Annotated in this window: 17 protein-coding genes and 1 tRNA gene; 7 read left to right on the forward strand and 11 right to left on the reverse strand. The window is 69.3% G+C overall.

Features of this window, described 5'->3' with window-relative positions:
- Positions 1 to 278: 278 nt before the first annotated feature.
- Together CLV40_RS13580 and CLV40_RS13585 are read right to left on the reverse strand one after the other, a co-directional pair.
- The gene (locus tag CLV40_RS13580) at positions 279 to 851 is read right to left on the reverse strand and encodes a VapC50 family PIN domain-containing toxin (protein WP_219823975.1); all 573 of its coding nucleotides are present in this window, start codon (positions 849 to 851) and stop codon (positions 279 to 281) included.
- 3 nt (positions 852 to 854) lie between these two features.
- Positions 855 to 1,349, reverse strand: a complete 495-nt coding sequence (locus CLV40_RS13585; RefSeq protein WP_181043485.1) for a helix-turn-helix domain-containing protein — start codon at positions 1,347 to 1,349, stop codon at positions 855 to 857.
- Positions 1,350 to 1,444: 95 nt separating this feature from the next.
- On the opposite strand from CLV40_RS13585, the gene CLV40_RS13590 reads away from it, so the two are divergent.
- The 4 genes from CLV40_RS13590 to CLV40_RS13605 all read left to right on the forward strand — a co-directional run bounded on the left by CLV40_RS13590 (position 1,445) and on the right by CLV40_RS13605 (position 6,622).
- Positions 1,445 to 3,265 carry an NHL domain-containing thioredoxin family protein gene (locus CLV40_RS13590; RefSeq protein ID WP_104479442.1) on the forward strand — a complete coding sequence of 607 codons (1,821 nt, stop codon included), beginning with the start codon at positions 1,445 to 1,447 and terminating at the stop codon, positions 3,263 to 3,265.
- Between the two features lie 49 nt (positions 3,266 to 3,314).
- A complete protein-coding gene (locus CLV40_RS13595) occupies positions 3,315 to 3,611 on the forward strand; it encodes a GroES family chaperonin (RefSeq protein WP_104479443.1) in 297 nt (98 codons plus the stop codon).
- A gap of 14 nt (positions 3,612 to 3,625) precedes the next feature.
- Entirely contained in the window at positions 3,626 to 5,512 is a 1,887-nt protein-coding gene (locus CLV40_RS13600) for a VanW family protein (RefSeq protein ID WP_374065132.1), read from the forward strand.
- 291 nt (positions 5,513 to 5,803) lie between these two features.
- Complete coding sequence (locus tag CLV40_RS13605) at positions 5,804 to 6,622, forward strand: DUF1206 domain-containing protein (RefSeq protein ID WP_104479238.1); 819 nt, start codon at positions 5,804 to 5,806, stop codon at positions 6,620 to 6,622.
- On the opposite strand, the gene CLV40_RS13610 is transcribed toward CLV40_RS13605, so the two are convergent.
- From CLV40_RS13610 to CLV40_RS13620, 3 genes are all read right to left on the reverse strand, one after another.
- The gene (locus CLV40_RS13610; protein WP_104479239.1) at positions 6,619 to 7,146 is read right to left on the reverse strand and encodes a UTRA domain-containing protein; all 528 of its coding nucleotides are present in this window, start codon (positions 7,144 to 7,146) and stop codon (positions 6,619 to 6,621) included. The genes CLV40_RS13605 and CLV40_RS13610 overlap by 4 nt on opposite strands.
- Positions 7,147 to 7,227: 81 nt before the next feature.
- A complete protein-coding gene (locus tag CLV40_RS13615) occupies positions 7,228 to 9,060 on the reverse strand; it encodes an acyl-CoA dehydrogenase (protein WP_104479240.1) in 1,833 nt (610 codons plus the stop codon).
- A gap of 134 nt (positions 9,061 to 9,194) precedes the next feature.
- The gene (locus CLV40_RS13620) at positions 9,195 to 9,923 is read right to left on the reverse strand and encodes a LuxR C-terminal-related transcriptional regulator (protein ID WP_104479241.1); all 729 of its coding nucleotides are present in this window, start codon (positions 9,921 to 9,923) and stop codon (positions 9,195 to 9,197) included.
- A 293-nt stretch (positions 9,924 to 10,216) separates the two neighbouring features.
- Between CLV40_RS13620 and CLV40_RS13625 the strand changes: the two genes are divergently transcribed.
- Positions 10,217 to 10,696, forward strand: a complete 480-nt coding sequence (locus CLV40_RS13625) for a DUF4304 domain-containing protein (protein WP_104479242.1) — start codon at positions 10,217 to 10,219, stop codon at positions 10,694 to 10,696.
- Between the two features lie 362 nt (positions 10,697 to 11,058).
- Here the strand turns inward: CLV40_RS13625 and CLV40_RS13630 are convergent.
- Positions 11,059 to 11,129, reverse strand: a tRNA-Gly gene (locus tag CLV40_RS13630).
- 99 nt (positions 11,130 to 11,228) lie between these two features.
- On the opposite strand from CLV40_RS13630, the gene dcd reads away from it, so the two are divergent.
- Complete coding sequence (gene dcd / locus CLV40_RS13635; RefSeq protein WP_104479243.1) at positions 11,229 to 11,810, forward strand: dCTP deaminase; 582 nt, start codon at positions 11,229 to 11,231, stop codon at positions 11,808 to 11,810.
- On the opposite strand, the gene CLV40_RS13640 is transcribed toward dcd, so the two are convergent.
- Positions 11,786 to 12,961, reverse strand: a complete 1,176-nt coding sequence (locus CLV40_RS13640) for an MFS transporter (protein ID WP_104479244.1) — start codon at positions 12,959 to 12,961, stop codon at positions 11,786 to 11,788. The genes dcd and CLV40_RS13640 overlap by 25 nt on opposite strands.
- Before the next feature lie 103 nt (positions 12,962 to 13,064).
- Positions 13,065 to 15,308: a (Fe-S)-binding protein gene (locus tag CLV40_RS13645; RefSeq protein ID WP_104479245.1), complete on the reverse strand. Its 2,244-nt coding sequence runs from the start codon at positions 15,306 to 15,308 to the stop codon at positions 13,065 to 13,067.
- A gap of 193 nt (positions 15,309 to 15,501) precedes the next feature.
- Here CLV40_RS13645 and CLV40_RS13650 point away from each other — a divergent pair, with 193 nt between their 5' ends.
- Entirely contained in the window at positions 15,502 to 16,071 is a 570-nt protein-coding gene (locus CLV40_RS13650) for a TetR/AcrR family transcriptional regulator (RefSeq protein ID WP_104479246.1), read from the forward strand.
- A 41-nt stretch (positions 16,072 to 16,112) separates the two neighbouring features.
- On the opposite strand, the gene CLV40_RS40780 is transcribed toward CLV40_RS13650, so the two are convergent.
- The 3 genes from CLV40_RS40780 to CLV40_RS13665 form a co-directional block, all read right to left on the reverse strand.
- Positions 16,113 to 16,607 (reverse strand): VanZ family protein, encoded by a 495-nt coding sequence (locus CLV40_RS40780; protein ID WP_104479247.1) that lies wholly within the window; start codon positions 16,605 to 16,607, stop codon positions 16,113 to 16,115.
- A gap of 323 nt (positions 16,608 to 16,930) precedes the next feature.
- Positions 16,931 to 17,392, reverse strand: coding sequence for an SRPBCC family protein (locus CLV40_RS13660; protein WP_104479248.1), 462 nt, complete (start codon positions 17,390 to 17,392; stop codon positions 16,931 to 16,933).
- A complete protein-coding gene (locus CLV40_RS13665; RefSeq protein ID WP_104479249.1) occupies positions 17,389 to 18,135 on the reverse strand; it encodes a class I SAM-dependent methyltransferase in 747 nt (248 codons plus the stop codon). The genes CLV40_RS13660 and CLV40_RS13665 overlap by 4 nt, the downstream gene beginning before the upstream one ends.
- Between the last annotated feature and the right edge of the window lie 45 nt (positions 18,136 to 18,180).

Consider the following 18,180-nt stretch of genomic DNA (forward strand, 5'->3'; position numbering starts at 1 on the left):
CCGGAACCAGTTGTTGATCTTAGCCGCGGCTGGGCCCCTGATCAGGTGGACAACGACGAAGAAGCCGGGGCCTTGACCCCAGCGCAACCGTCCCCCAGGGCACGGCTCGCAGCTCACACGTCGTGGGCAAACACCACAGACAGAACGGCTCACACGGAGGCGGCGCGCCGAACTCGTGGGACGAGGGTGGCTCAACACGGGCGGCAAGGTCCTGCACCTCGCCGACTTCCGGGGCAAGGTCCTGCTGCTCGACTTCTGGACCTTCTGCTGCCAGTAGGTCAACTTCTCCACGCGCGAACGGTGCTCACACGCCGCGCTTCAGCTGCGAACCCGGGGCAGCCGTTGCCTTCGTTGCCGAGGATGTCGAGTAGCTCGTCGACGGAACGCGGGTGCTTGCGGTGTCTGGATACCTGTCGCTGAAGAGCGGCTGACACCAGTCGCGGGGCGAGGATCGAGTTGATCTTGGAGGAACTCGTCTTGGTGCACAGCCGTGATGCCGTAGCGGTCCAGCACGTTCTGGGGAATTCCTTCAGGTTCTCGGTCACCAGCGAGGCCGCCGCGCCACGGACAGCCGCCGCGAGGATGTGGCGGTCCTTGGGGTGGTTCTCCATCGCAACGACGAGGTGCTCGTAGCCGGCGACGTTCGCGTCCGGGAAATGGCGGGTCATCTGCTCGATCCGGTGACTCACCTGCGTGTCGGACAAGCCCCGCTTGATGAGGTTCCTGGCCAGCTCGTCCAAGACGCCCCTGGACCACAGTGGGCGGAACAGGCCGGATTCGGCGATGGTCAGCAGCGTGTCACACACGTAGGGCTTGAGGAGGACGCAAGTGTCGAGAAAGGCGGGGTACAAGTCTCACTCGTGGGTGTCGTCATCCAGTGGGGTTCGCTCGAACGGTGCGTCTGAAGGCAGGTCGTACAGACCACCGTCTTCGCCGCTGCGGACCATGCCATCCAGCCCGGAGGCACGTGCTCGCCGAGCGCGTTCCTGGTAGGCGAGCACGTCCGCCAAGCGCACCCTGCGGTGTCGGTTCGGCTGCTCGAAGGGGATGTCCCCGGCTTCGAGCAGGCGCACCAGCGTTGGGCGTGAGACGCCCAGCAGGTGCGCGGCCTCGCTCGTGGTCAGCACCGTGTGCTGCGGCGCTACGGTGATCGCCAGTCCCTGCGACATGGCGACGACGACGTCGCGGAGGATGTCGAAGATTTCAGCGGGGAACTCCAGCGCGGTGCCGTCTGGCGCGGTGAGCGTGGCGGTCCTGCCGCTCGACTGCGTCAACGCCCGCACCCATGGAGACAGGACCTCCGGGCTCGCCGGAGGAAGCACGGTCCGCTCACCCGCGATAGCCGTCATGCTGCCAGCGTACCGCGAAACGAACAAAACGAACGGAAATGTGACGGGTGGTGGGCATCGGAACACGTCGCCCTGAGCTGGTGTTGGATCCGGAGGTGACCACAGCACAACCCCGTCGTCTGTCCCGTGCCCCCGAGTTGGTGGGGCGGGGGTGGCTCAACACCGGGGGCAAGGACCTGCACCTCGGTGACTTCCGCGGCAAGGTCCTCCTCCTGGACTTCTGGACCTTTTGTTGCATCAACTGCCTGCACGTCCTCGACGAGCTCCGGCCGGTCGAGGAGGAGTTCTCCGACGTGCTGGTCACCGTCGGGGTGCACTCGCCGAAGTTCGTGCATGAGGCGGATCCCGTGGCGCTCAGGGCGGCGGTCGAGCGGTACGACGTGCACCACCCCGTGCTCGACGACCCTGACCTGACTACGTGGCAGGCGTACGCCGTCAAGGCTTGGCCCACGTTGGTGGTTGTTGATCCCGAGGGCTACGTGGTGCACATCGCGGCCGGTGAGGGGCATGCGGAGGCTCTGCGCAGGGTCATCGGCGAGGTGGTGGCCGAGCACGAGGCCAAGGGGACGTTGCACCGGGGGGACGGGCCCTATGTGCCGCCGGTGGCGGAGGCTACGGAGTTGAAGTTTCCGTCCAAGGCGACGGTTACCGCGGTGGGGACGCTCTTGGTTGCCGACGCCGCTCACCATCGGGTTGTGGAGTTGGATGGTGAGACCGTTATTACCTCCTACGGGACCGGTGAGCGTGGTCGGCAGGACGGTAAGGCGGCTACGTTCTCCGAGCCCTCGGGGGTTGCGGTCCTTCCGGACGAAGTGGCGCAAGAGGTCGGGTATCACCTCGTAGTGGCCGATACGGTCAACCACCTACTCCGGGGCATCAACACCGACAACGGTGACGTCACGACCATCGCGGGCACCGGTCTTCAGTGGCGAAATGGGCCTACCGACGGGCCTGCCGACGAAATCGATCTCACCAGTCCGTGGGATGTCGTCTGGTGGGAACCTGCTGGTGGAGTGGTCATTGCCATGGCCGGAAATCACACGATCGGGTTGTTCGACCCACGCACCAAGACCGTCTCCCGGTTCGCGGGGACGACCGTCGAGGGGCTCAAGGACGGCCCCGCCGCGGACGCCTTCTTCGCCCAGACCTCCGGGCTCGCCGTCGACGGGGACCGGCTGTGGCTGGTCGACTCCGAGACCTCCGCCCTGCGCTGGATCGACACCGACCGGACCGTGCACACCGCCATCGGCACCGGGCTCTTCGACTTCGGCCACCGCGACGGGGCCGCCGACCAGGCACTCCTCCAGCACCCGCTCGGTGTCACCGTGCTCGCCGACCACTCGGTGGTCGTCGCCGACACCTACAACGGGGCCATCCGCCGCTACGACCCGGCGACCGGCGAGGTCACCACGCTGGCCACCGGGCTGGCCGAGCCGTCCGGGGCGGTCCTGCTCGACGGGGACCTGGTCGTCGTCGAGTCCGCCGCGCACCGGCTCAGCCGCCCGGTCGCCGCCGCGCACCTGGTCGACGGGGCCGCGCACCAGGTGCGCAGGCCGTCGACCGACATCGCGCCGGGGGCTCTCGAGCTGACGGTCGTCTTCACGCCCCCGCCCGGCCAGAAGCTGGACGAGCGGTGGGGTCCGTCGACCCGCCTCGAGGTCACCTCGTCCCCGCCGGGGCTGCTGGTCGAAGGCGCGGGCGTGGGCACCGAGCTGACCCGCCGGATCGTCATCGCCGAAGGGGTGTCCGAGGGCGTGCTGGGGGTTGTCGCACAGGCCGCGAGCTGCGACGACGACGGCACCGAGCACGGCGCCTGCCACCTGACCCGACAGGACTGGGGCGTCCCCGTTCGGGTGACCTCGGACGGGGTGCGACGGCTACCCCTGGTGATGGGCGGTCTGGACGAGGGGGCCTGATTCCGGCGGTTACGATTCTGCGGTGCCGGAACCCAAGCTCGAGATCCAGATGCTGCACGACCGGGTCCTCGTGCGGCTCACCCCCGAGGAGGGCGAGCGGCGCAGCACCGGCGGCATCGTCATTCCGGCCACCGCCCAGGTCGCCAAGCGGCTCGCCTGGGGCGACGTGCACGGTGTGGGTACCAGCGCGCGGACGGTGCGGGTCGGCGACCGCGTGCTGTTCAACCCCGAGGACCAGCTCGAGGTCGAGGTCCACGGGCAGGCCTACCTGGTGATGCGCGAGCGGGACGTGCACGCCGTCGCCACCGAGCGCAGCACCGAACACGGGACCGGGTTGTACCTCTGAGGGGAAGGTGAGCCGTGCCGGACGACCAGAACTGGCCTGGCGGCGCCAGATGGCCGGAGTCGCACGCCGAGCAGACCGACCTGCTGCCGCGCGCGGCGTTCACCGGGATGCTGGACAGCCCGACCGAGAAGATCAACACCACCGGGCTGGGGTTCGGCACACCGCCGGAGCCCGCACCGGAAGCGAAGCAGAAGAGCCTGCGCAAGCCCGCGATCATCGCGGGCTCGGTCCTCGGCGGACTGGCCCTGCTCTACGGCGTCGACCTCGCGCTCAGCAGCGGTGAGGTGCCCCGCGGCACGACCGTCGCGGGCGTCGAGGTCGGCGGGCTGTCCCACGACGAGGCCGAGAGGGCGCTGCGCGAGAAGATCGAACCGCGGCTGACCCAGCCGATCGCGCTCAAGATGGGCGCGGTCGAGGAGAAGCTGGACCCCACGACGTCCGGGCTGAAGCTGGACTGGGCCGCCACCCTGGACCAGGCGGGCGACCAGCCGCTCAACCCCTTCACCCGGTTGACCTCGCTCTTCGGGGGGACCCGCGAGGTCGGCGTGGTCACCACCACCGACAACGCGGCCCTCGACGCCGCCGTCGACGGGCTCAAGGGCAAGGCCGTGCGCACCCCGGCCGAGGGCGGCATCAGGTTCGAGGGCATCACCCCGGTCGCCGTCGAGCCGGTGCTCGGCCAGGAGCTCGACGCGCCGGGCGCCCGCCAGGCGATCCTCGACGGCTGGGTGATCGGCGAGCCGCTCGACCTGCCGGTGAGCACGGTCCCGGTCAAGACCACCACCGAGGGCGTGCACGCCGCGCTCGACCAGTTCGCCAAGGTCGCGGTGTCCGCGCCGGTGACGGTCAAGGGCGAGGGCAAGGACGCGAAGATCGATCCCGCGGTGATCGCGGGCGCGCTCAGCTTCGAACCCGCCGACGGCGGCGGGCTCACCCCGAAGGTCGACAACAACAAGCTCACCGAGGCGGTCCGCCCGCAGCTGGCGTCGACCGAGAAGGAGGGCAAGGACGCGCAGGTCGTCTTCGAGGGCGGCGCGCCCGCGGTGACCCCGTCCGTGGACGGCACGGGCATCAAGTACGACACCGCGTTCGCCCCGATGCTCGAGGTGCTGAAGAAGGCCGACGGCCGCGAGATCAAGGTCGAGTACACCAAGACCCCGGCCAAGGTGACCACCGAGCAGGCCAACCAGCTCGGCATCAAGGAGGTCGTCGGCGAGTTCTCCACCAAGGGCTTCGCCGTGGACTCCGGCGTCAACATCCGCCAGGTCGCGGCCAAGGTCAACGGCGCCATCGTCAAGCCGGGCGAGACGTTCAGCCTCAACGGGTTCACCGGCCCGCGCACCGCGGCGCAGGGCTACGTCGAGGCGGGCGTGATCAAGGACGGCGCCCCCGGCCGCGAGGTGGGCGGCGGCATCTCGCAGTTCGCCACCACCCTCTACAACGCGTCGTACTTCTCGGGTCTGAAGGACGCCGGGCACAAGGAGCACAGCTACTACATCTCGCGGTACCCACCGGCTCGCGAGGCCACGGTGTTCCAGAACCACGACGGCAGCAGCGTCATCGACCTGAAGTTCACCAACGACTCGCAGACCGGCGTGGCCATCCAGACGATCTGGACCTCGTCCTCGATCACGGTGAAGATCTGGGGCACCAAGCACTACACCGTCGAGTCCATCCCCGGCAGCCGCACGGCGGAGACGCCGCCGCAGGAGAAGCCGGGCCCGACCACGGGCAAGTGCACGCCGAGCAACGGTGCCCCGGGCTTCACCACCTCGGACACCCGCGTCCTCAAGGACGTCGCGACCGGCCACGAGGTCCGCCGCGACACCCGGACGGTCAAGTACAACCCGCAGCCGAAGATCGTCTGCGCCCCGGCACCACCCCCGCCCCCGGCAGGCTGATCCCCTGGGAAAAGGGCCACGGACACCGTGGCCCTTTTCCCATGCGCGGATGGTTCCGAGTCGGAGGTCGACAGCGGCTTCCGCCGGTACGACGGCCAGCACGAGCAGGTCCCCGTAGCCCCGACGAATCCGCCCTGGGCGGTGGTGAGCGCCGGATACCGCTCGCCACCGATCACGAGCGTCGCCGTTGTCGGACTCGTCTCGGCGGCGTCGAGGCGAAGGGGGCTCGGGTTTGAGAACGGACGTCCGGTGACATCTCGCCTCTAGTGGGTGACAACTGGAGGAGGGCTGATGGCCACCGCCACTGACGCTGGGCGACGGGCTCGGGATCATGGGACCGTCAAGGTGCTCGGGCGGGTCGGGATGGGGTGCTTCGGGGCGGTCTACGTGATCGTCGCCTACCTCGCCGTCCAGGTCGCGGTGGGCGGGGGTGGCCAGGAGGCTGACCAGACCGGTGCCCTGCAGGAGATCGCGGGGACGTCGTTCGGCGCCGTTGTGCTGTGGGTGCTGGCGGTCGGGTTGCTGGCCTTCGGTGTGTGGCAGCTGCTGATGGCGGGGTTCAGCTTCCAGTGGGTGGACAAGCAGCACAAGCGGATCTTCAAGAAGATCGGCGCGGGCGTGCGCGGTGTCGTGGGCATCTCGCTGGCGATCGCTGCCATCCGCATCGCCACCGGCAGCGGGAGCCAGAGCGGTGACCAGAAGCAGAAGGAGATGACCGGTCAGCTGATGGAGCTGCCCGCGGGTCGGCTGCTCGTCGGCTTCGGCGCCCTCGTGGTCATCGGCGCCGGGGTGGCCAGCATCGTGTCCGGTGTCCGCAAGTCGTTCATGCACGACCTCGACCCCTCCGAGCTGCCCAACGGCTCCCGCCGGTGGGTCGAGCGGCTGGGCATGGTCGGTTACGCCGCCAAGGGCGTCGGCATCGGCATCATCGGCGTGCTCCTCGGCGCCGCGGCCATCGACTCCGACGCGGGCGAGGCGGGTGGGCTCGACTCGGCCCTGCGCACCCTCGCCGAGCAGCCCTTCGGCACCGCGCTCCTCATCGCCGTCGCCCTCGGCTTCGCCGCCTTCGGCATCTACTGCTTCGCCGCGGCCCGCGCCCACCGCACCTAGAAGTGGTACTCCAGGACGTACGCCGCCGCGTCCAGCACCATCTCGTTGACCTCGACAGCCGCGTCGTCGGCCTGGTAGGCGGTCCGGGTCACGTGGATGACCGGGACCGCCTGCCCCAGCCGCAGCACCTCGCGCTCCTCGTGGCTCGGCATCCGCGAGCGGAGTTCCTCGCGGAACCGCACCGGCGCGGACCCGAGTTCGGCCAGCCGGGCGTACGCGCCGCCGGGCCCGGTCTCCGGTTCGGCGATCGCGCTCTCCCGCACCAGCTCGGCCGGGTAGTACGTCCACGCGAGCTGGATCGGCCGCTCCTCGACCAGGTAGACGCGGCGGCGGACCAGGGCGAGGGCGTCCGCGTCGAGGCCGAGCGCCTCCGCCACCCTCGGCGGCGGCACCTCCTCCGCGACCACCAGGTCACTGACCACCGGTGGGCGGTCCGGGTCGTCCGCCGCCCAGACGGATCGCGCCCGGTCCCGGAGTCGACTCGGGCTGACGCGGCGATAGGGCTGGAAATCCCGATCGGTCATGCCTGACAAGGCTCCTCCGATCGGCCCCGAAACCCAAGGAGGCCCGCCACGGGTCGTGGCGGGCCCCTTCGGTCGGGTGGCTCAGAAAGCGGCTTCGTCCAGGTCCATGAGGTCGTTGTCGGCGGCTTCGACGATCTTGCGCGCGGCCGACAGGTCGGGCAGCACGTTCTTGGCGAAGAAGGACGCCACGGCGACCTTGCCCTCGTAGAACGCCTTGTCCTTGCCCGCCGCGCCCGCGTCCAGCTTGGCCAGCGCGATCTCCGCCTGGCGCTGGAGCAGCCAGCCGACCAGCAGGTCGCCGGTGGCCATCAGCAGCCGGACGCTGTGCTGGCCCACCTTGTAGATGCTGCGCGGGTCCTCCTGCGCCGCGGTCAGGTAGCCGACCAGCGCGCCGAGCATGGCCTGGACGTCCTCAAGGCCCTGCTTGAGCAGTTCCCGCTCGCGCTTGAGCCTGCCGTTGCCGCCCTCGGCCTGGATGAACGCCTGGATCTCGCCCGCCACGTGCGCCAGACCCTGGCCCCGGTCGCGGACGATCTTGCGGAAGAAGAAGTCCAGCGACTGGATCGCGGTCGTGCCCTCGTACAGGGAGTCGATCTTGGCGTCGCGGATGTACTGCTCCAGCGGGTAGTCCTGCAGGAAGCCGGACCCGCCCAGGGTCTGCAGCGACTGGACCAGCTGCTCGGTCGCGCGCTCGGAACCGACGCCCTTGACCACCGGGAGCAGCAGGTCGTTGACCTGACCGGCCAGCTTGACCGCGTCCGCGCCGCCCTCGCCGGTCCAGATCTGGTCCTGGAAGGTGGCCGCGTACAGGTACACCGCGCGCAGGCCCTCGGCGTAGGCCTTCTGCAGCATGAGGCTGCGGCGCACGTCCGGGTGGTGGGTGATGGTCACGCGGGGCGCGGACTTGTCCACCATGTTCGGCAGGTCGGCGCCCTGGACGCGCTCCTTGGCGTAGGCCAGCGCGTTGAGGTAGCCGGTGGACAGGGTCGCGATGGCCTTGGTGCCGACCATCATCCGGGCGTACTCGATGACCTGGAACATCTGCGCGATGCCGTTGTGCACCTCGCCGAGCAGCCAGCCCTTGGCCGGGGTGCCGTGCTGGCCGAAGGTCAGTTCGCAGGTGGTCGAGACCTTCAGGCCCATCTTGTGCTCGACGTTGGTCACGAACGCGCCGTTGCGCTCGCCCAGCTCACCGGTCTCGGTGTCGAAGTGGAACTTGGGCACCAGGAACAGGCTCAGCCCCTTGGTGCCCGGCCCGTGACCCTCGGGCCGGGCCAGCACCAGGTGCATGATGTTCTCGGTCAGGTCCTGGTCGCCCGAGGTGATGAACCGCTTCACGCCCTCGATGTGCCACGAGCCGTCGTCCTGCTTGACCGCCTTGGCGCGGCCCGCGCCGACGTCGGAGCCCGCGTCCGGCTCGGTCAGCACCATGGTGGCGCCCCAGCCGCGGTCGATGATGAACTGCGCCCAGCGCTGCTGCTCCTCGGTGCCGTTCTTGTGCGCGATCATCGCGAAGTTGGGCCCCGCCAGGTACATGAACAGCGCCGGGTTGGCCCCCAGGATCAGTTCGGCGGCCGACCACTGCACCGTCGGCGGGAGGCCGAAGCCGCCCAGGTCGTCGGTGAGGCCGAGGCGCCACCACTCGCCGTCCCACAGCGCCTTGTAGGACTTCTTGAACGACTCGGGCAGGGTCGCGCTGAAGGTCTTCGGGTCGTACACCGGCGGGTTGCGGTCGGCGTCGGCGAACGACTCCGCGAGCGGGCCCGAGGCCAGCTTGTTCAGCTCGGCGAGCACACCGCGCGCGGTCTCCTCGTCGGACTCCGCGAGCACGCCCTTGCCCAGCCGGTCCTGGACCTTGAACACCTCGAAGAGGTTGAACTCAAGGTCGCGCACGTTGCTCTTGTAGTGGCCCATCTCGTCGCTCCGTGTCCTCACGCCGGGTGCGGGTTCTCCACCCGCGAGCAGGAGTGCTGCTACTCATCGGTAACAAAAGTGTATTACCGACGGGTAGGGACGGCAAGGCGATTGGTCGGGATCACTCACCCGGGTCACGTCCCGGTGCGGGTCCCCTCGGGCAGCAGCGGCGCGAGGAGCACGCCCGCCTTGAACGCCACCGCGACCGCGTGCGTGCGGTCCCGGGCGGCCAGCTTGCGCAGGATGCTCTTCACGTGGGTGCGCACGGTCTCCACCGACACGTACAGGATCTTCGCGATGGCCTGGTTCTCCAGGCCGTCCGCGATGAGCTGGAGGACCTGGAACTCGCGCCGGGAGAGCTGCTGGAGGTCGGTGTCGACGCCCCGGATGAGCCGCCCGCGCGGCGCGGCGACCGTCCTGGCCAGCGCCGGGTCCATGTAGCGGCGGCTGGTGAACACCGCCTGGATGGCGTCGACCAGCTGCGGCGGCTCGACCGTGCGCGGGACGACCCCGTGCACGCCGGAGGCCATCGCGGTGGCGACGTACTGCGTGGTCCGGTGCGCCTCCCGGACCAGCACGAGCACGACGGCGTCGGGGTTGGCCGCGGTGAGCGTGCTGCTCAGGTGGTTGCGCGGGTCGAGGCCGGAGTCGAGGAGCACGACGTCCGGGCGGTACCGCTCGGCGAAGCCGACCGCGCCCTGCGGGGTGTCGGTCGCGCCGAGCCAGCGCAGCCCGGGGGTGCGCAGGACGAGTGCGGCCAAACCCTCGCGGAACAGCGGGATGCCGTCGACGAGTGCGACGGTCGGCCCACCGTTCTCCCACGGGCTGCCGGTCGCGCCTCGGTGTGCCGTGCTGGGCGGCATGCGTTGGGTTCCTCCCGCCGTTTTCACCCGTCCGCGAGTCCGCCCGGCCACGTTGTGGTGGTTGTGACGTGCGGAATCGAGGTTTCCGGCCACCTGGACCGAAACCTCACTCACACAGGTGATGGGTACTGCTGTGATCTGTGTTACATATATCGCTCCTCGGTTGCGCAGTGTGTCGGTCGGTCGGCTGAGAAGTGCCTGAGAGGTCACGAACCAGCAGGCAGATCGGGCAACGGGTAGGAACGGGCCGCCCCGGCGGATAGGGTCGTGGGTACGCCGGAGTGACCAGTCGAATGCTGAGAGTGGGGGGCTACGTGGAAGCGGGCGCGGTGCGCAATGCGGACGAGTGGTTCCGGCTCATGGTCGAGACCGGCTTGGCCCCCGGGTTGCGGGCGCTCGGCCTGGCGGGCACCGGCCGCACCTTCAAGGTGGTGCGCGACGCGCACGTGGGGCAGGTGTCGATCCTCCAGTCGACCCGCTCCAGCGCGTACTCCACCCGCTTCACCCTGTCGTTGAGCGTCACCCCCACCGACGAGTGGGCGTCACAACTACGCATCCGCCCCTACGCGCTGGCCGCGGGCCACCGCGGCTACGGCTGGCAGGAGCGCATCGGCAACCTGATGCTCGTCGGCGGCGGCGTCCCGATCGGCGACCTGTGGTGGAAGATCGAGGCGGGCAAACCCTTCGCCTCCCTGTCGGACGAGGTGCTCACCGCCGTCCGCGAGTTCGGCATCCCCGCCATCGAGCACCAGATCAGCGCCCGAGTGCACTAAAAGACACAGCGCGAACAATCCGCAGGATATCGACACGGACAAAACAACTCCGCACCCTATCCGCTATCGTCTCCCGCGCGTCGCGTAAAGCCAATGGGCTGGCACCGCAACCCGGCACCGGCCCATTGGTGAAGCATTGTTCACCAGCACCACCACCGAACAATCACAACGCCCGCAGCACCAACCCAACCACGCCACGCCCTAACACAACGCGCCACGCCCTAACACAAACAGCGACCACACTCCACGACACCACGCTGGGTCAAGCCCAATCGCACCGTGGGGTCCGGGGGCTCGGCCCCCGAATGAAATGGCGAAACTACCCGGTCTGCGCATTCCGCAGACATGGGTAGCCCTAGTTGAGCGGATGACGGGAATCGAACCCGCGTATTCAGCTTGGGAAGCTGATGTTCTACCATTGAACTACATCCGCTTGACCGGTCACCCGATCGCGAAGATCGCTCTTCGCAGCCGTAGCTTACAGGTATCGGCCGGACGCGTCACCCAGCGGGGGTCCGGTTAGGGTGGGCGCGTGTTGCTGAGCGATCGTGACCTGCGGGTGGAGCTGGACGCCGGGCGGCTGGGGGTGGAGCCCTTCGACGCGGCCATGGTGCAGCCCTCCAGCATCGATGTGCGGTTGGACCGGTTCTTCCGGGTGTTCAACAACACGCGGTACACGCACATCGACCCCCGGCAGCAGCAGGACGACCTGACGAGCCTGGTCGAGGCGGCCGACGACGAGCCGTTCGTGCTGCACCCGGGGGAGTTCGTGCTCGGGTCGACGTTCGAGAACGTCACGCTGCCCGACGACCTCGCGGGTCGGCTGGAGGGCAAGTCGTCGCTGGGGCGGTTGGGGCTGCTGACCCACTCGACGGCCGGGTTCATCGACCCGGGGTTCACCGGGCACATCACCCTCGAGCTGTCCAACGTCGCCAACCTGCCGATCACGCTGTGGCCGGGGATGAAGATCGGCCAGCTGTGCCTGTTCCGGCTCTCCTCCTCCGCCGAGTTCCCGTACGGTTCCAAGGAAGCGGGCTCGCGCTACCAGGGGCAGCGCGGCCCCACGCCCTCACGCGCCTACCTGAACTTTCACCGCGTCGACACCAAGCGCTGACCGAAGACCTCGCCGCGCACCGGGATCACCAGGGTCGCCGCGAGCGGTAAGAGCGCGCCGATGGTCAACGCCCACGGCCAGTCCACCGCGGTCACGAGCATCGCGAACAGCGGCGCGACCGCCATGGCCAACGCGTTCTGGCCGGTGTTCTGGACGCCCAGCGCGCGCCCCGCCCAGAACGGACCGGCCAGCTCGGCCGTCGCGGTGAAGCCCAACCCGTTGTCGCTGACCGAGAACACCGACACCGCGACGATCGCGACCACCGCGAGCCACGGGCTGACGGCCCCGCCGACGCCCCAGACCAGCAGCGACACCCCGGCACCCAGGGCGATCCAGCGCATCGGCCGGAGCCTGCTCGCGACCCGGTCCGACCACACCCCCGCGCCGATCCGGCCCGCCGCGCCGACGAACTGCACCACGGCCAGCACCACGCCCGCGGTCACCGGGCTCCAGTCCAGTTCGGACACCAGGTAGGTCAGCGCGTACGTGCTCGCCACGAACTGCGGGCCGACCAGCAGCGCGCTCGCCACGTGCACCCGCCACAGCCGCGCACCCCGGTACGGCGACCGGGTCTCCTCGACGTGCTTGGGCGGCTGCCGCGGCGGGTCGACCAGGCCAGCCGCCACGACCACCCCGACGACCAGGCTCAGCCCGGCGGGGATCACCAGGGCCCACTGGTAGCCCCACGACGCCGCGGCGGGCGGCAGGGTCAGCGCGGCGATGCCGACGCCGATCGGGGTGCAGGTCTGCCGGATCCCCATGGCCAGGCCGCGCTCGGTCGGGGCGAACCAACCCAGGACCGCGCGCCCGCTGGCCGCGCTGATCGATGCCGAGAAGCTGCCCGCGACGACCAGCAGCACCCCCATCGCCACCGGACCGGACACGGCCGCGGCGGCCAGGCCCGCGAGACCGGTGCCGAGCATGCCGACGGTCATCACCACGCGCTCGCCGAACCGGTCCGCCGCGGCGCCCCAGGCGATGAGCGCGATGAGCACGCCCAGCACGGGGGCGGCGGCGAGCGTGCCCGCCTCGGTCAGGGACAGGCCCAGCGCCCCGCGCAGGACCGGCAGCAGGAAGGGGAGCCCGTAGACCAGGCTCGACACGGCCGCTTGGGCGGCGACCGCGATTCCCAGGATGACCCAGCGTCGCATGTAGTTAACATAGCTAACGTTTCCCGAATAGCGGAACCACTTTCCCAATGAATGAGAATGGCCCCCGACCTGAGCAGGTCGGGGGCCATCGGGGGTTCGCAGGTCAGGAGGACTTGTCCGCCTCCGGCAGCGGGGTACCCGGGTCGGTCACGTCGGTCGGGGTGTCCATCGGCTCTTGGCCCCGGCGCACGGCCTGGAGCAGGAGCTGGGCGACGTCCACGACCTCGACGTGCTCGGCCGCGAGGCCGTCGGACTGCCGGGCGGTGACGCCGTCGGTCAGCATCACGCGGCAGAACGGGCAGCCGGTCGCGATCTTCGACGGCGCGGTGCCGAGCGCCTCGTCCACGCGGTCGATGTTGATCCGCTTGCCGACGCGCTCCTCCATCCACATCCGCGCGCCGCCCGCGCCGCAGCACATCGAGCGGTCGGCGTGCCGGGGCATCTCGCGCAGCTTCGCGCCCGAGGCGCCGACGAGTTCGCGCGGCGCCTCGTAGACCTGGTTGTGCCTGCCCAGGTAGCACGGGTCGTGGTAGGTGACGTCCTCGGCGACGGGGGCGACCGGCACCAGCCGCCGCTCGCGGACCAGCTTGTTGAGCAGCTGCGTGTGGTGCACGACCTCGTACTCGCCGCCGAGCTGAGGGTACTCGTTGGCCAGGGTGTTGAAGCAGTGCGCGCAGGTCACGACGATCTTGCGGCGGCCCGGTTCGCGGTCCTCGAAGACCGCGTTGATGACCTCGACGTTCTGCTGGGCCAGCATCTGGAACAGGAACTCGTTGCCCGCGCGCCGCGCCGGGTCGCCGGTGCAGGTCTCCTCGGAGCCGAGCACCGCGTACTTCACCTCGGCGGTGTGCAGCAGCTCGGCGACCGCCCGGGTCGTCTTCTTCGCGCGGTCCTCGAAGGCCCCCGCGCAGCCGACCCAGAACAGGTACTCGGTGTCGTCGGCGAGCTCGCCGTCGAAGACGGGCACCTCGAAGTCGAGGTCCTGGGTCCAGGCCAGGCGGTCCTTGGCGTTCTGCCCCCAGGGGTTGCCCTTGTTCTCCAGGTTCTTGAACATGCCGCCCAGCTCGGACGGGAAGTTCGACTCGATCAGCACCTGGTAGCGGCGCATGTCCACGATGTGGTCGACGTGCTCGATGTCCACCGGGCACTGCTCGACGCAGGCGCCGCAGGTGGTGCAGGACCAGAGCACCTCGGGGTCGATGACACCGCCGTCGTCGCCGACCAGCAGCCGCTCGGCCTCGGCGATGGCGAGCACGTCGATGCCCGCGTACGGGTTGTCGCCGGTCAGGCCGACCTCGTCGCCCGCCATGTCCTTCTTGCCACCCGCGAGCAGGTAGGGCGCCTTGGCGTACGCGTGGTCGCGGAGCTGGGTGATGACCAGCTTCGGCGACAGCGGCTTGCCGGTGTTCCAGGCCGGGCACTGCGACTGGCAGCGGCCGCACTCGGTGCAGGTGCTGAAGTCGAGCCAGCCCTTCCAGGAGAAGTCCTCGACCTTGCCCGCGCCGAAGACGTCCTTCTCCGGGTCGGCCTCCTCGAAGTCGAGGACCTGGCCGCCGGAGGTCATCGGCTTGACCGCGCCGAGCGCGACGCCGCCGTCCGCCTCGCGCTTGAAGTAGATGTTGAAGAAGGCGCTGAACCGGTGCCAGGCCACACCCATGGTCATGTACCGGGCGACCACGGCCACCCACACCATCGCGCCCATGAGCTTGATGAACGCCAGCGCCGACACCAGGTCCGGGCTCCCGGGCAGCAGCTCGCTGATCGGGTTGGTGACGAACGCGGCCCAGGTGGGGACCTCCCCGACGCCGGGGAGCGCGGCCTTGCCCGCGCGGACACCGAGGATGCCGATGCCCTCGAGGATGACGACGGCCTCGACGAAGTACGCCTGCCAGAAGTTCGAGCCCGCGAACCGCGAGAGCCGGTCGGCGCGCCGGGGGTGGTTGCGCTGGCGGATGATGACCAGGACGACGCCGCCGACGAGGGTGCCCAGGCCGAGCAGCTCCATGAGCAGGTGCCAGAGGTTCCAGTGGTCGAGGACCGGCCAGCCCCAGGACGGGACGAAGACCTCGCCGTAGGCCTCGAACAGCGCGGCCGAGCCGACGAGGAAGCCCCACATCACCAGCCAGTGCCACGGGCCGACGTGCCGGAACTTGTTCATCCGCGTGTGCGCGGCGAACTCCTTGATGAGGGTCCGCATGCGCGGCCCGAACGGCCCGTTGCGGGTCGCGTCGGGCTGGCCGAGCCGGATGATCGACACCATCCGCGCGACGGTGCGCACGAACATGCTCCACGCCACGAGGCTGACCGCGACCGCGACCAGCCCCAGCGTCCACTGCACGACACCCATGTGGTGGCGACCTTCCGTCGGTTCGGCAACGGGCTCCGCGACCCTACGCCTTCTTACTGGCCAGTAACCGTCTTGGTGAAGCCTAAGTCGGCCAAGTGTGACGCACACGTCGGGAAATATCTGGACGTTCGTTCAGGTACTTTTGCGCCGTGCACGTGCCCATCTTGCTAGCGATCACCACCCCAGGCCGGATATGAGGTCCTACCGGAAGGTGGACGGCCGCCGCCTCCGCGGCGACCAACGGCGGCGGCAGATCACCGAAGCCACGCTGCGGGTGATCGAGCGGGAGGGTGTGGCGGGGGTGTCGCACCGGGTGGTGGCGACGGAGGCCGGGATCCCGCCCGCGTCGATCACCTACCACTACGCGGCCCTGGACGACCTGCTGGAGGCGACCCTGGTCGAGTCGGCGGCGGAACTGGCGGTGGAGGTCCGCGACCTGATCGAGTCGACCCGGATCAAGGGCCTGAGCCCGGCGGGAGCGGTGGCGGAAGTCCTCGCGGAAGCCCTCGGGTCGCGGCGGGGGCGGACGATGGCGCAGTACGAGCTCTACCTGCTGGCCGCGCGCAAACCCGCGCTGCGCTCGGCGGCGCGGCTGTGGCTGGACGTGCTGACAAGCCTGGGACGGCAACCGGACGAGGTCGGCTTCCGCGCTTTCCTCGCCGCCGTCGACGGAGTCCTCATGCAAGGCCTGATCGACGACGAACCCCCGACGGCGGCCGAACTGCTACCGGTGGTCGAGCACCTCCTCGCCCCGCTGCGCTGACCCCAGTTCCACCCCTGGGACGCGCCGCACCCCATCCATGCCTAAGAGCGTGTTTGAGATCTAAGCCGAGTTCGTGACGTCCTTCGAGGCGGGAGTCGCTCCCGGTCTCGACGACTCCGCCACCAGTACCACGTGGCGGCGGCGCCCAGAAGCCCACCAACAGAGTTCAGAATGGCGTCGTCCGCAGTGGTTGCCCGCCCCACAGCGAGCAACCACTGCGCGGCTTCAATAAGAACGGAAACCGAGACGATAGCCATGATCAGGGCTCGCCATGAGCGCATCCTTGGCACGCGCAACGGAAGCAAGGCCGTGATAGGGAAAATCAGCACAAGATTGCCCAACGCTTGCACCCTAGCAGTGTCTCCTTCCGTTCCGGTTTCCACCATGGAAGCCATTTCGGCGCCCGGGACCAAGTTCACCATCGTCCTTCCGGCCAACCCGGAAACTGGCATAGCCACTAGATACAGTATTGGAATCGCCGTACACACGAGAAGGCCGTCCAGGATCGCTGTCCTCCGCGCCTCCGTGGCAGGCATTCTCTTCTGTCGTCTAACCGAAAGAGCCCATACTGAGACAATCGCGATGGACGCGAGCACGAGGAAGGGCACAAACAGGCCGCCAAAGTTTCGCCACAACTGCTGCAACTCACCCTCCGAGAGTTCGACCTGTAGTTGATCCGTCTCTCAGCGTAATAGCAATATCCGAGCGAAGTACTCGGGACGGTCCAGGCTGCTCACCACAGCCAACCAGTTGCCGATGATCCGAAGGTCAGCCGGATGGGGAATCCAGCAAACAAATGTTGGGTGGGTAACTTCGGTTCACCCGTTCAACGCTGCATCCAGCAACGAAGTGCGCCGTCTCAAGCGCGTTCCGCCGCCGCCTTCAAGGTCGCCAGGGTCTGCTCGATGTTGCGCTGGTTGTGGACCGTCCGGTCGGAGACCCCGGTGCCCAGGGCGGTGATCGGGCGGATCCACGCCGGACGGCGGTCCCAGGTCGTCTCGGTGACGCGGCAGCCGCTCGCGGTCGGTTCGATGTCGTACTGCCAGCGGGCTACCGGGATGCCTTTGAAGGTCACGTCGAAGGCGAAGCGTTCGGGGCGGGCGTCGGTGACCGTGGACACCGTGGCCCATTTGCGGGGGCCGTTGACGTTGACGCCCTTGAAGCGGGCGCCGACGCGGGCGGTGGTGACGTCGTCGAGCCAGTGGCCCTTGGCGAACTCCGCCGCGACCCCGGCCAGTGCGGGCAGGTCGCTGACCAGGTCGTACACGCGCTCCGCTGGTGCTCGCACCTCGATGGTGGCCTGGGCGTCCGGTGTGGTCACGTACCCTCCCGCTGCTCTCGCCGAGCCACGAACACTAGCGGGGTGGTCCCGTCCAGACGAGACCTCGTGCTCGACTCCTCCAGCAGGTAGCCGGTCATCTCGTCGCCGATCTCGGCGCGGAGTTCGGCCTCGTGCTCGACCCAGAGGTCGAACAGGCGCAGCCACCGCTCGGTGGTGCCCTCGTGGACGAGGGTGTTCTCCAGGGCGAAACCCGCGGTGTCGAGCAGCGCGGTCCAGTCGGCGTGGGTGTCGCGGGCGGTGAACACGAATCGGCCGCCGGGGCGCAGGATGCGGTGGACCTCCGCCAAGCCCTCGGCGTAGTCGGGGGCGAAGAAGAAGGCGTCCAGGCTGAGCGCACCGTCCACACTGGACGACTCGAGTCCGGTCGAGGCGAAGGTGCCGACCGAGAACTCCGCGCGGCCCGCCAGGCCGAACTCCGGCGCGCGCGACCGGGCGTCCTCGATCCCGGCCGGGCTGAAGTCGACGCCCACCAGCCGCGTGTTCATCGCGCGGGCCAGCCACAGGCCGGGGCCGCCGCGACCGCAGCCGAGGTCCGCCAGGAGCGCGTCCGGGGGCAGCCGCAGCGCCGAGATGGCGGTGCCGAGGAAGAACCACGAGCACGAGCTGTTCGCCGCCACCCCCGGCACGTACTGCTCGCCGAACGCCTCGGCGTAGAGCCGGTGGGTCAGCGGGGCGCGTGCCGCGATGTGGAGGACGTCATATCCGGCGGAGGTATTGGACATGGGTGGACACCTCTCACAAGCTCGTGCTGGTGGTCACCGCAGCGG

Origin of the sequence: Actinokineospora auranticolor, from assembly GCF_002934265.1 — a bacterium.
In the GTDB taxonomy this organism is placed as follows: Bacteria; Actinomycetota; Actinomycetes; order Mycobacteriales; family Pseudonocardiaceae; genus Actinokineospora; species Actinokineospora auranticolor.